Genomic DNA, 12497 nt, shown 5'->3' with positions numbered 1-12497 from the left:
ATTATGAAAGGTGCTTTTGAACTATCACTTATTTTGATTTTTACATTCCCAGCCATTATTTTAGGTATTAACTTTGTCGAAATACTCATGTCTTATAACCAAGCAAGATATTTGCAGGATTATGCAATATCAACGATTGAACATCAAAATCGACTTGACCAGCACGTACAGGAACTAATTGATGATCAGACTGAAAAATACCCGTCTTTAAAGCTTTCAATTCACAATGAGGAGGAACGCTATTTGGTAAAAGTTACATTTCCAATCAAAATTGCACTGGTCGGCTATGAAGAAACAGGCAGTATCCAAACCTTGACGCAGATTATCCGATAGCATTCTATAAAACAATAGGATCGAGTCAGCAATCCGCTCGATCCTATTGTTACGTTTCTTTATAAAAAAAGCCATATACAAATGGCTAATACTTCATCTTTTTAATGCGACCGAAGCCTATGGTTCCCGGTCCCACATGACACATAATAATCGGTTTGAAAACCCTCTGCATCACCTGTTGACCAGTCGCTGATTCAAGGCTTTTTTTCAGCTGATCACTGGCTTCACGATTATCCGCATCAATGATCATCCAATAATACTCTTGCGGATCGATATTTTCGGTAACGACGCGTATGCCTTCTTTATGAGCCTTAGGCAGCGTACGAACCTTGTCCTGAACATCTATGGCTCCATGTTCCACTTTCAGCAACGGATGAATTTTCAGCAAACCGCCCAAGGCCGCCGTTGCAGGAGATATTCTACCGCCGTTTTTCAAATACTTTAAGTCCTCGGGTATCAGGATGGCAAACATGTCGCTCTCTGTTTCAAGTTTCTTTTTCACTTCATCAGCAGTATAGCCAAGCTCAAACATTTTACGAGCTTCCTGAAGCTGCACAACTACTGGAGAACACACATATTCTGAATCAACGACCGTGACCCGCCCCTCATATTTTTCTGCCAATTGAATCGCGTTACGGCATGTCCCGCTTAATGCCTTGGAAAGCGGTATATAAAATACTTCATCATATTCTTTTAAAAGCTCTTCCCACATCAAAATGAAATCACCAAGGCTCGGCTGAGTGGTGGTAATCCTTTTGTCACTGCGCATTGCTTCGATAAATTCCCGATCACTGATTTCCAGTTCTTCTTTATAGTCTTTTCCATCAATTACGATCGGCATGCGTACAACATGAATATCGAGCGCAGCTGCTTCTTCCTTCGTTATATCTGCGGAAGAATCACACATCAATGCGATCCTGTTCATGAAATCACTCCTTAGCCTGCATTATAACAACAAACTTTCAAAAATACAATAAAATCTCTTTACAAATACAAGACCTTCATATATAATAACACTTGCCTTAAATAATACCTGGCGGTCGTGGTGAAGTGGTTAACACAACTGGTTGTGGTCCAGTCATTCCGAGGGTTCGATTCCCTTCGACCGCCCCATTGAGAAATAAAATAAGACGATTCTGTATCAATCAGCATCGTCTTTTTTTCATCATCCAAGCAGAAATATAGTATAAAATTCATTTTTTGCTTCAAAAAAATATAATACTCTTCAAAAAATAGACTCAATTATTCCTTACCTCGAAATCATAACGGTGAGAATCCCCTGCTACATATTCGTTGCTGATCTCGATCAGACGATCATATTGATCATAAACAACACTCTTCACAATTAGAACTGCGGCATTTTTTTTGACTCCCAGATAACCGGCCATTTCAGCGTCCGCTTTCATGGCTCCGATCGATCGCTTTGCCAAGGATGGCTTTGTATCATAATCGGTCTGAAGCACATCATACAGTGACTGCACAGTAAAATCGTAGGTATCGAGATTATAAAACCGATCTATGCGCACATAATTTTCAATATATGTATAAGGATTTCCATCCGCATACCGCACCCGTTTCAAAAGAAAACAATGATCGCTCTTTGTTAAACCCAATTCATCAAAAATAGGTGCCTCATAGGAAATACACTCTGCCTTGATTACTTCTACATGTGAATTACGATTCAGAATCGACATTTCCTCACGAAACGATAAAATGTGATGCATAAATAATCCGCTGTCATCCATTTTCTTCACAAACGAACCACGGCCGCGGCCGCGGTCAATCAAACCGTCTTTTAAAAGATCGTTGTAGGACTGTCTTACAACAATACGAGATATATCAAACGCTTTGCATAGCTCATCCTCAGTAGGCAGCTTATCATCTGCCTTCAGCGTACCGTTATGAATTGCTTTCACAATACTTTCTCTGAGCTGTTCATGAAGCGGCACCTTACTATATTTACTGATATTGATAAATGATAAATCCATTTTACGTCTCTCCCCTTGGAATAAAGATCACTGCCCTGTTCCATTTTCTATATTTTTATTATAACGTAAGTAAATTCCGGTTTCAATCACTATTCCGCAAATCTATATAATGTTATAACATTATAATAATTTGTTGACATTCCACAAATCCTTCCTTACAATGTACGTAAAGAAAGCATATAGCCTAATGGCGGAGGAAAGGATACATTATGAAAATCACAAATGCTAAAGTATTTCTCGACGGTAAATTTCAAAATTTGGAAGTCCAATATCAAGACGGAATCATCACTAAGGTCGATACCAAGATACAGGATGATCATTTCATTGACGCTAACGGTATGTACTTATATGCTGGGATGATCGATACCCATATCCACGGCGGCTATACGTATTCCTTTTATGAAAGTGAAAATGTAGATTTCAGTAACGGTGAAGAACAAGTGCGCGAAATCTGCCGCAGACTTCCTTATAGCGGCGTTACTTCCTGTCTTCCTACGTTTGACGGCAGTACACCTTTGGAATCCTTAATAAAATCTACCCGGCTGATTCGTAAAGTCAGAAAAGATATCGTGGGGGCTGATCCTTTTCAGATTCATTATGAAGGACCTTATATGAATCCAAAGCAGACAGCCTCTAATATGCCAAAGTATCAAGTGAATCCTAGCAAGGAACATACGATGGCAATGACCGACGGTGACCTAAGTGACGTCATGCTGATCTGTATCGCTCCGGAACTTCCCGGTGCTATCGAATGGATCGATTGGGTTACGAAGCAAGGCGTCAAAGCGGAAATTTGCTACACTCAGGCTACCAGTGATCAAGTGCGTGACGCAGCGGATCATGGATTGACGCAAGCCTCCCATTTGTATAACGGCTACCAGCCAATGCACCATCGAATCAATGGCCCAGGAATCGGAACGCTCTTGGATGATCGCATCAACGCTCAGCTTACCTGCGACGGCATGCATGTCGGCGCCGATTGGATTCGGCTGGCGATACGGGTAAAAGGATTGGATCATATCTATGGAATTACGGATATGACCAGCTTTTCTGGACTTCCGGAAGGAAAGCACAAGAACCCTTTCTTTGGTGAAATCAATGTAAAAGGCAATACTGTTACCGATAACAACGGCATGCTGCTAGGCGGCAATATGGTATGGAACGAAATCATGCGCGCCGCCAAAGAAAAAATCGGATTAAGCATGGAAGAAATTGGATCCATATACAGTGAAAATCCTGCAAAGTGTCTTGGCATCACAGACCGCGGAAAGATTGAGGTTGGCCGTCGTGCTGATTTCACAATCATGGATCAAGACTATCATGTATTACAGACGATCATCAAGGGAAATACCTATTACAAAGCATAAATCTACTGATCAACTGACGTTTTGAAAACATGGTATGCAGCGAAATATCCATTACTTCTGTAAGAGTATCAAAAAAGCATCTTCACTGAGGAAGATGCTTTTATAAAAGGGGCAATTAGAAGCCGCAGTGCGTATTTCTCATGCAGCGAATAAATTCACGTGCACAGCGATCTTCTCTGCAGCGGCGCATTTCAGCCCGACGCATTAAGCGTTCTGCTTCATACCATGCAGAATCACCGCAGCTGTTGTTACAGCCGTATTCATAACCATATCGGTTTGTACCGCAGCCGCAGCCTCCCCACATACGATTACTGCCACATCCACAATTGCATCTGTTACACATATCGAATCCTCCCTTTCCTGAGATATCTCTTGTGTATCTCAATATAAAGTATGTAAAAAAAGCAAGCCCATTTAGGCCGAAGTCTGGAAATTGTATAAGATTACCTGGGGCTTTGCTGAGTTTATACAAAAAATTAGAATTTACAGAATTTATCGCGGTGTCCATTTCGCTCAAAGCTTCACAGATGTGATATAATAAAGCAGCGAAAGAGGGAGAAAAACAATGGAATTTTTACTCATACTTTGTATTGTGATAAGTGCTGCTTCGCTGATCATGACTTTCCTGCTTCTGACTCGAAAACCGAATACATCAGAAACACAGAAGCTTGAAACGAAGATCAGTCTTTTGGAGCAGCAGCTAAAAGATCAGCAGAATGAAAACGGTAAACAGCTGGATCGTTTAAAACGCGATATTGTAGATGGTCAAAAAGACCTTCGCTATGAAACCTCCAGCCTGCTGAAAGAAATGAATATGAATGTGCAGAAATTAACCACAAACAATTTGGAACAGCAAAATAAGATGATGCAGACAGTCTCTACGACCTTACACCGGCTGCAGGACAGCAACGAGAAAAAGCTGGATCAAATGCGCGAAACAGTTGATGAAAAACTGACATCAACGCTGACAACCCGTCTGGACAGCTCCTTTAAAACGGTGTCCACTCAGCTTGAGAATGTCTATAAGTCGCTCGGTGAAATGAAGGAGCTGTCAGCCGGAGTTACCGATAACGTTACCTCCTTGAATCGAGTGCTTACGAATGTAAAGGCACGCGGCACCTGGGCTGAGGTTCAGCTGGAAGCTTTACTTGATCAGACCATTCCCAATATGTATGAAAAGAATGTAGCGACCAAAAAGAATTCGCAGGAACGGGTTGAATTCGCAATTAAAATTCCAACTGGAGACAAGGAAACGCCCTATTCCTGGCTGCCGGTCGACTCAAAATTCCCGATGGAAGATTACGTTCGGCTTTGTGATGCGGCCGATCATGGTGATTCCACGGCACTGGAGGCGGCCCGCAAAGCGTTGGAAAACCGGGTAAAGGATGAAGCTAAGGCAGTCTCTGGGTATATTCATGTACCTAATACTACCCCGTTTGCCATTATGTATTTGGCAACGGAAGGACTTTATGCGGAAATCATCTCATCTCGCAGCGGTTTGCCGGAAAAAATCCAACGGGACTATCATGTCATGATCGCCGGACCCTCAACGATCAATGCCCTCTTGAACTCCTTGTCAATGGGATACAAAACGATGGCAATTAACCAGAAAGCCAATGAGGTTTGGAAAATTCTTGGCGCTGCTAAGTCACAATACAACCAGTTTGGTACTTTATTGGAAAAAGCCCACAAGAAAATAGAAGAAGCCGGAAAGACCCTGGAAACAGCTCAGCATCGAAATCGCATGATTCAGAAGAAACTTAAAAAGGTAGAAGAGCTCGAACTGGAGGAAAGTTCAAATTTACTTGCTTTAGATGAAGATATGGAAAGTGAAGAAGCACAAAACGAAATAGCATAAATGAAGTCTCATTTTTGATGAGACTTTCTTTCATCGGAGGAAACTGTATGATAGATGCACATATACATTATGAATCACAGCCTTATACAAAAGCAGGATTGATGAAGTTTGTAGATACTGCCCAGAAACAAGGATTAGACTCCATTATGATCTTAGAACACACGCATCGCTTTTTGGAATGGGCACCGTTATATGAGCAAATTTTGGGTATTGATACCGCGCAGGATAATTGGTACCGCAAAGAAAAGAAAATATCGATACGCGATTATCAAAAATTCATTACCAAAATGAGACAAGAGATCTTCCCCATTACTATCCGATTTGGATTGGAAGTTTGTTATTTTCATGAAAAAGAGAGATTTATTGAAACCATGCTGCATGAGTTTCCCTATGATTTTGCAGTCGGCAGCATTCATTTTGTAAATCACATCGCCTATGATAACGCCGGCTTTTCAAAACGTTTGCTTTGGGATCAGAGATCAGCCGATCAAATTTATCAGGAGTACTATCACCAAATGGAACAATTAATCAAAAGCGATCTCTTTCAAGGATTGGCCCATCCTGATACCATCAAAATGTTTCATATTCTTCCTGATTATGATTTGAATCCTACTTACCATAGAATTGCAAAGCTGCTCAGCGAACATAATATGTATACTGAAAATAACGTGGGATGCTATTATCGCTATCATCATGAAGATTTAGGATTATCTGATGAATTCCTTACCATCCTGCTCGCTTATCATGTTCGGCTGCTTACGGCCAGCGATGCGCATTTCCCAAAGTATGTTGGATTTTATATAAATGATGCGGTGAAGCGTATACAAAAAAATGCGGTGATTTAAATCCCGCATTTTTTATTGCATAATACTGCCCAGCACTTCCCCGATCGGTTCATGAATAACAAGATCAGCCTGATCGTCATAATCGGTCACCGCCTTATTGATCAGTACTAAATTCTTACCGCGAAAATATCGTATCAGACCAGCTGCCGGATAAACTACCAGCGAGGTACCGCCGATTATTAAGGTATTTGCCGATATAATTGCCTGTACTGCCGCTTCCATGACAGATTGATCCAAAGCCTCTCCATATAATACAACATCCGGTTTGATCAAACCGCCGCACAGCGGACAAACCGGCTGATTCGGCTGCTGTTTCAGTACATCCGATAATGTGAATTGATGATGACATTGGGTACAGGTATTTTGATGGATAGAGCCGTGCAGCTCCAGTACCCGTCTGCTTCCAGCCAGCTGATGAAGACCGTCAATATTTTGTGTAATCACCGCTTTGCATAAATCGAGCTGCTCCATTTTCGCCAAAGCTCGGTGCGCCGCATTCGGTTTTGCTTCCGGATAAACCATTTTGTCAAAATAGAACCGATAAAATAATCCTGGATTTTTCCAAAAGGTATCGGAAGAAACAAGCTCTTCTGCAGACATGCCGTACTGACGCTGCTGATAGATCCCATCACCACCGCGAAAATCAGGGATACCGCTTTCTGTGCTGACTCCCGCTCCTCCGAAGAAAACAACATTTCCAGCTTCGACTATTTTTTTCAACATTGCATATGGTTCCATGAAAAATCTCCTATCAATTATTTATTGATTCTCATCAGTGTTAGAATTTTCATCACTTGGAGTTTCACTTGGCTGCGGATTTGCTGATCCATTTGGTTCTCCACTATTTTTCTTAACCGTGAAATCAATGGTAAAATCATAACTCTCATCTACATTTTTAAAGAAATATCGAATGTTGAGAGAATAATCACCATCGGCCAATTTGCTGGTATCTAAGAAATATTCTGTTTTTGCCTGCGTAAAAATCGAATCTAAAGTATTCGTTGTCGTTGTACGGTATACGACCTTAGCGGCCGCTGCATTTCCCTTTGATCCATACGTATAGGATATAGAGGGAATACCCACCGGATTCGCAGTGCCAAACTTATAGGAAAAATTTAATAAAAAGCCGTCCCCTGATGGTGTGAGTGTATTGGAAGGACTCAACACATAATCCACCGCTACATCTGCTTCTTTTGTAATAACCTTACCGTCGCTGAGATATGCCTTCAAGACAAATTTATTTGTACCGGTTGTTAACTGATACGTACTGAGCGGCAGCTCATAACTCAAAAGACTGCTGACATCAGCCAGAATATTCTTATTGTAGTACAGCTCCAAACGCTGCACTTTTGCTTTCTGTTCATCAACAGACCAAATCAAGTTAATACTGTCTTCTCCATTAAAATGTCCGCTGAATGAGGAGATATTGGTTTCTTTCTTTACCGGAGTCTTATCGGACGCAGTTGGATCCTTCGCCGGCTTCGTCGTTCCCTGATTTTGGGTAATATAAAAAATCCCGATACCTAAAATAATGACCAGGAATACCGATAAAATACTCACAAACACGATATTTTTACGAACATAAGCTTTGAACTTGTTCATGATTTCACTCCTTAGGTTAGTAATATTATACTGGTTTATGGAAAATAAAACCACTAAAACACCAAAAATACAAAAAAAGAAGCATAATCTTTCACAATTATGCTTCCTTTTGATATTTATTTTGCAGGTACTACAGCACCCTTAAATTCCTTTTCTATATATGCCTTTGTCTTATCGCTTTTCAATATTTTCACAAGTGCTTTTACTGCTTTATTGTTTTTGTCCTCTTTACGAACTGCAATAATATTTGCATACGTTTTCGCTGCCGTATCATTTTTATCTTCCGATGTGATTACTTTGTCAGCAATGTTGTTTTCCAGTGCATAGTTACCATTTACAATACCATATGCCACATCAGGAAGCGCACTCGGTACTTTTGCGGCATCCAATTCCACAATCTCAATTTTTTTATTGTACGTCTTGATATCCAATTTCGTTGCATTCACCCCTACACCCTTTTTAAGCTCGATAATGCCGCATTTTTCAAGCAGCAGCAGGGCACGTGCTTCGTTGGTCGCATCGTTTGGTACTGCAATTTTATCACCGTCTTTTACATCGTCTACGGTAAGGCTTGTCTTGCCAGCCGGATCATTCGCGTAAATTCCTAACGGCTCGAAATGAATAGCACCAACCGATATCAAATCGTTTCCGCTGTCTTTGTTATAACCGTCCAAATAAGGCTTGTGCTGGAAGAAATTTGCATCCAGATCGCCATCGTTCAACGCATCATTGATTTTTGTATAATCAGAGAATTCTTTTACTTTTAGTGTGTATCCCGCCTCTTTTAAATCTGCTTTTACATGTTTCAAAATAACAGCGTGCGGCGCGGTTGTTGCACCTACCGTAATTGTGTTGTTGTCTTTTTTATCATTGGAGCCGCATCCGGCGAGTCCTGCGCATAATGCCAAAGCTGTAATCGTTGTTAATAATTTTTTCATAACTTTCTCCTCTTTCCTATTTAATGGGTTGTTTTCTTGATAATGTAATCTCCGATACCCTGGATAATACTGATAATGATCAGAATCAGGAATACCGTTACATATGTGACGTCAATCTGATGACGGTTATATCCGTAGCGGATAGCCATATCACCAAGACCGCCTGCACCGATCGCACCGGCGATGGCAGTCAATCCGATAAGCGAGATAATCGTAATCGTCGTAGCTCGTGTGATCCCGGGAATGCTCTCGTGAAGATAAACGCGAAAGATGATTTCCCTCGGGCTTGCTCCCATTGACTGACTTGCTTCGATTAAGCCGAAATTTACCTCAGCTAATACACTTTCGATCTGTCGGGCAAAGAATGGTACAGTTCCAATGATCAAAGCGATGTAAGCTCCATCTACACCAATGGTAGTTCCCATGACGGCTCTTGATACCGGATCAAGCAATGACATCAAAATTACAAAGGGAACTGCGCGCAGCAGATTGATCACCTTGTCCAGAATGGAAAATACCAATTTATTCTGCAGGATGCCGCCCTTGCGGGTGACGATGAGGATCACCCCGAAAAAGATTCCGAAGACAAAGGAAATCACACCGGGAATGAAGATCATCTGCAGGGTTTGAAGAATGCTTTCCGGAAGCTCCGGTAGAATAATGTAAATATGCGGTAAATTCTGTTCGATCCACGTCATCATTGCTTAAGCACCTCCACACTTACATGATTTGTTTTCAGACATTCAACTGCCTGATCAATCCCCTCTTTGCTTCCGCTGAAGATTACGATCAGATCCCCGATCGGCGTATGTCGAATGACTTCAATATTGCCGAAGATAATATTGGTATCGACCTGATAGTCACGGGAGATCTTCGATATTAACGCCTCAGACGCATTGTTCGCATCGTATTTCAACTGCACCAGCACTTCCCCTGCTTTCAATCGGCAGATCGGTGAATCCTGTGCCATCAGCTCATGAATGCGGCTGACACTGGATGTTGTCTCGATGAAATTCTTCGTAACCTGATGCTTGGTATGAGTGAAAACCTCCACAATTTCTCCGGTTTCCACAACACAACCGTTTTCCATGACCGCAACCTTATGACAGACATCCTTGATAACTGCCATTTCATGTGTGATCAAAACAATCGTGATCCCCATGCGCTCATTTACTTCCTTCAAAAGCTTCAGGATCGATTGGGTCGTTTGCGGATCAAGCGCACTTGTCGCTTCATCACAGAGCAGAACTTTAGGATCATTTGCCATCGCCCTGGCGATTGCTACCCGCTGTTTTTGACCGCCGCTTAGCTGTGAGGGATACGCGTTTGCCTTATCCTTCAAATCAACCAGCTCTAGCAGTGAATCGATCTTTTGAGCAATCTCCGCTTTGGAAAGACCGCTTCCCTTTAACGGAAATGCAATATTCTGCGCAACTGTACGCGACTGCATCAGATTGAAATGCTGAAAGATCATACCGATCTTTTTACGGACCGCGCGTAGCTCCTTTTCATTCAGCTCCAGCAAGTCCTGACCGTCTACGATCACACGGCCGGATGTCGGCCGCTCCAACAAGTTGATACAGCGAACCAGCGTTGATTTACCGGCACCGCTGAATCCGATAATACCGAATATTTCACCCGGTTCAATATGCAGCGATACATCCTTGACGGCATGGACATTTCCGGAGGCAGTATCAAAGGTCTTACTGACATGTTCCAAATTAATCATATATATCCTCCCATCCATGACACATTCGTGTTGTCGTCCATTCTACCAGACTTTTCACTGTCATCAACTCCCTTTCTCATAAAAAAAGCTTTCATCCATAAGGACGAAAGCTTTGCTTCGTGTTACCACCTTAGTTTATCTGCCGATCACTCGTGCAGAACTCTTCAAGTACGCCTGTTTCCAAGTTATACTCTATCGCTGTAACGGGCGCTCCCGATATGACCTACTGCATTTTCAGCCATACGACTCCAAGACCATTTTCAACAGTAATTCTCTTTATCCTTCTTTCACCGATGAAGAACTCTCTGTAAAAGTTTTCCTGCCTACTCTTCTTTTCTTTGTCTTTGTACGTGATTAATCATATCGTAACAAACTCATGAAGTCAAGACTTTTCATAAAGTTTTCATGAAAACAATGTTTCTTTACGCTTCTTCTTTCACATGGATACGCAGAAACTGGATCATGAAATAACCGGACATAAACAAGGTTACAAGCTCGGAAAGCGGAATTGCTGACCAGATACCGTCAATGCCGATAAACCTCGGCAAAATAGCTAAGGCGGCCAGCACAAACAAAATGGTACGGGAAATGGATATCAAGGCCGCTACCTTACCATGAGAAATTGCCGTATACAGATTGGAAACAAATAAATTCACGCCGATAAACAGAAAACAGAAAGCAAAAATTTTCAAGCCGTGATCTGCCAGCGCAATCACGTGAGGACTGTTTCCGACATACCAGCTGATGATGCCATGGCCGAAAACCTGAGCGCACAGAAATACCAGAATACTGCTAACACCAATGGATATAATACTGTATCGCATGATTTCCTTCATCTTGGTAATGTTTTTCGCACCATAGTTATAAGAGATAACCGGTTGTGACCCGGAAGTTATGCCCATATAGATACTGATAAAGAAATAATAAATATTCATGATGACGCCCATCGCCGCTACCCCGTCTTCTGCGGCGTATCTCATAATTGAGTAGTTAAAGAGAATCGTCACGATACCACTGGACATCTCCGTCAGCATTTCACTGCTGCCGTTAACGATTGAATGCCAAATAAATACAAAATCTTTCTTAAACTTCATGAATTTTAAATGGGAAGAACCCTTCGTGAAATAATAGATACCGATCAGCATTGAAACAAAAATAGAGGTTGCCGTTGCGATACTGGCTCCCATGACCCCCCATCCCAATGATTCTACCATGATATAATCCAGCGCTACATTCAGCGCCAGTCCCAGAAAGGACATAACCAGCGCAACCTTCGGCTTGCCGTCCAAACGGACATAATATTCAAAGAATAATTTAAACATCAGAATCGGTGATGTGATAATCAATACAAAGATATACAGCCTCGCATCATCAAACAAAAGCTCACTGGCACCCAGCAGCCGTACGATGTCATCCATAAAAATTAAACAAATCACCGCCAGGATCACGCTCACACAAAGCATGAAGAAGGCCATAAAGCTGAACAGCCGATTTGCTTCCTCAGTTTTCTTCTCGCCCAAGCGAATGCCGACGATAGCGCTTGATCCCGCTGCCAGCATGACCGCTAATCCCCATACCAGATTGGTATACGGCAATACGATATTAACCGAAGCCATCGCATTCGTTGAAACAAATTTGGCAACGAAAAAGCTATCAACTACCGAATAAAAGGAGATACAGATCATGGTTAAAATAGATGGAAATACGAATTTGAAAAACTTGCCGTAAGTCCATTTCACAGCATAGTCCATATTCATTTTATCCCTTCCTTTCTTGCTATTACATCTATCCTGTCCTATAATAAAGGATATAGTAACTATAATGTCAAGCAAAAAAA

13 protein-coding genes, 1 tRNA gene and 1 other annotated feature are annotated in these 12497 nt (G+C 41.7%); of the genes, 5 read left to right on the top strand and 9 right to left on the bottom strand.

Translation table 11 applies throughout. From position 1 onward, the window contains the following. Positions 1 to 3 precede the first annotated feature (3 nt). Positions 4 to 333, top strand: a complete 330-nt coding sequence (locus GSF08_RS05420) for a hypothetical protein (protein ID WP_160624827.1) — start codon at positions 4 to 6, stop codon at positions 331 to 333. A gap of 85 nt (positions 334 to 418) precedes the next feature. Here GSF08_RS05420 and GSF08_RS05415 read toward each other — a convergent pair whose 3' ends face one another. Next, positions 419 to 1258: a DegV family protein gene (locus GSF08_RS05415; RefSeq protein ID WP_160624826.1), complete on the bottom strand. Its 840-nt coding sequence runs from the start codon at positions 1256 to 1258 to the stop codon at positions 419 to 421. 111 nt (positions 1259 to 1369) lie between these two features. Between GSF08_RS05415 and GSF08_RS05410 the strand changes: the two genes are divergently transcribed. Continuing rightward, a tRNA-His gene (locus tag GSF08_RS05410) sits at positions 1370 to 1446 on the top strand. Positions 1447 to 1571: 125 nt separating this feature from the next. On the opposite strand, the gene GSF08_RS05405 is transcribed toward GSF08_RS05410, so the two are convergent. Then, positions 1572 to 2321 carry a GntR family transcriptional regulator gene (locus tag GSF08_RS05405; RefSeq protein WP_160624825.1) on the bottom strand — a complete coding sequence of 250 codons (750 nt, stop codon included), beginning with the start codon at positions 2319 to 2321 and terminating at the stop codon, positions 1572 to 1574. 209 nt (positions 2322 to 2530) lie between these two features. Here GSF08_RS05405 and GSF08_RS05400 point away from each other — a divergent pair, with 209 nt between their 5' ends. Then, the gene (locus GSF08_RS05400; protein WP_160624824.1) at positions 2531 to 3688 is read left to right on the top strand and encodes an N-acetylglucosamine-6-phosphate deacetylase; all 1158 of its coding nucleotides are present in this window, start codon (positions 2531 to 2533) and stop codon (positions 3686 to 3688) included. Between the two features lie 115 nt (positions 3689 to 3803). Here the strand turns inward: GSF08_RS05400 and GSF08_RS05395 are convergent, their stop codons facing one another. Further along, on the bottom strand, positions 3804 to 4031 hold the full coding sequence (locus GSF08_RS05395) for a hypothetical protein (RefSeq protein ID WP_160624823.1): 228 nt from the start codon (positions 4029 to 4031) through the stop codon (positions 3804 to 3806). Between the two features lie 222 nt (positions 4032 to 4253). On the opposite strand from GSF08_RS05395, the gene GSF08_RS05390 reads away from it, so the two are divergent. Next, entirely contained in the window at positions 4254 to 5546 is a 1293-nt protein-coding gene (locus GSF08_RS05390) for a DNA recombination protein RmuC (RefSeq protein WP_160624822.1), read from the top strand. 47 nt (positions 5547 to 5593) lie between these two features. Then, on the top strand, positions 5594 to 6391 hold the full coding sequence (locus tag GSF08_RS05385) for a PHP domain-containing protein (RefSeq protein ID WP_160624821.1): 798 nt from the start codon (positions 5594 to 5596) through the stop codon (positions 6389 to 6391). Positions 6392 to 6403: 12 nt separating this feature from the next. On the opposite strand, the gene GSF08_RS05380 is transcribed toward GSF08_RS05385, so the two are convergent. The 6 genes from GSF08_RS05380 to GSF08_RS05355 all read right to left on the bottom strand — a co-directional run bounded on the left by GSF08_RS05380 (position 6404) and on the right by GSF08_RS05355 (position 12417). Continuing rightward, a complete protein-coding gene (locus GSF08_RS05380) occupies positions 6404 to 7129 on the bottom strand; it encodes an NAD-dependent protein deacylase (protein WP_160624820.1) in 726 nt (241 codons plus the stop codon). 21 nt (positions 7130 to 7150) lie between these two features. Then, a complete protein-coding gene (locus tag GSF08_RS05375) occupies positions 7151 to 7993 on the bottom strand; it encodes a hypothetical protein (protein WP_160624819.1) in 843 nt (280 codons plus the stop codon). Between the two features lie 116 nt (positions 7994 to 8109). Continuing rightward, positions 8110 to 8931 (bottom strand): MetQ/NlpA family ABC transporter substrate-binding protein, encoded by an 822-nt coding sequence (locus GSF08_RS05370; protein WP_160624818.1) that lies wholly within the window; start codon positions 8929 to 8931, stop codon positions 8110 to 8112. Between the two features lie 20 nt (positions 8932 to 8951). Continuing rightward, positions 8952 to 9632, bottom strand: a complete 681-nt coding sequence (locus GSF08_RS05365; RefSeq protein ID WP_160624817.1) for a methionine ABC transporter permease — start codon at positions 9630 to 9632, stop codon at positions 8952 to 8954. Further along, positions 9629 to 10660, bottom strand: a complete 1032-nt coding sequence (locus GSF08_RS05360; protein WP_160624816.1) for a methionine ABC transporter ATP-binding protein — start codon at positions 10658 to 10660, stop codon at positions 9629 to 9631. The genes GSF08_RS05365 and GSF08_RS05360 overlap by 4 nt, the downstream gene beginning before the upstream one ends. Positions 10661 to 10756: 96 nt before the next feature. Then, positions 10757 to 11008, bottom strand: a binding site (T-box leader). 74 nt (positions 11009 to 11082) lie between these two features. Continuing rightward, positions 11083 to 12417: an MATE family efflux transporter gene (locus GSF08_RS05355; protein WP_160624815.1), complete on the bottom strand. Its 1335-nt coding sequence runs from the start codon at positions 12415 to 12417 to the stop codon at positions 11083 to 11085. Between the last annotated feature and the right edge of the window lie 80 nt (positions 12418 to 12497).

Origin of the sequence: Copranaerobaculum intestinale (assembly GCF_009831105.1) — a bacterium.
GTDB lineage: Bacteria > Bacillota_I > Bacilli_A > Erysipelotrichales > Erysipelotrichaceae > Copranaerobaculum > Copranaerobaculum intestinale.
This window is presented reverse-complemented; position numbering and strand designations above follow the sequence as displayed.

Coding starts and splice junctions, on each gene's coding strand:
- GSF08_RS05420 (WP_160624827.1), top strand. CDS start 4: ATGAAAGGTGCTTTTGAACTATCACTTATTTTGATTTTTACATTCCCA.
- GSF08_RS05395 (WP_160624823.1), bottom strand. CDS start 4,031: ATGTGTAACAGATGCAATTGTGGATGTGGCAGTAATCGTATGTGGGGA.
- GSF08_RS05370 (WP_160624818.1), bottom strand. CDS start 8,931: ATGAAAAAATTATTAACAACGATTACAGCTTTGGCATTATGCGCAGGA.
- GSF08_RS05405 (WP_160624825.1), bottom strand. CDS start 2,321: ATGGATTTATCATTTATCAATATCAGTAAATATAGTAAGGTGCCGCTT.
- GSF08_RS05390 (WP_160624822.1), top strand. CDS start 4,254: ATGGAATTTTTACTCATACTTTGTATTGTGATAAGTGCTGCTTCGCTG.
- GSF08_RS05355 (WP_160624815.1), bottom strand. CDS start 12,417: ATGAATATGGACTATGCTGTGAAATGGACTTACGGCAAGTTTTTCAAA.
- GSF08_RS05400 (WP_160624824.1), top strand. CDS start 2,531: ATGAAAATCACAAATGCTAAAGTATTTCTCGACGGTAAATTTCAAAAT.
- GSF08_RS05360 (WP_160624816.1), bottom strand. CDS start 10,660: ATGATTAATTTGGAACATGTCAGTAAGACCTTTGATACTGCCTCCGGA.
- GSF08_RS05365 (WP_160624817.1), bottom strand. CDS start 9,632: ATGATGACGTGGATCGAACAGAATTTACCGCATATTTACATTATTCTA.
- GSF08_RS05375 (WP_160624819.1), bottom strand. CDS start 7,993: ATGAACAAGTTCAAAGCTTATGTTCGTAAAAATATCGTGTTTGTGAGT.
- GSF08_RS05380 (WP_160624820.1), bottom strand. CDS start 7,129: ATGGAACCATATGCAATGTTGAAAAAAATAGTCGAAGCTGGAAATGTT.
- GSF08_RS05385 (WP_160624821.1), top strand. CDS start 5,594: ATGATAGATGCACATATACATTATGAATCACAGCCTTATACAAAAGCA.
- GSF08_RS05415 (WP_160624826.1), bottom strand. CDS start 1,258: ATGAACAGGATCGCATTGATGTGTGATTCTTCCGCAGATATAACGAAG.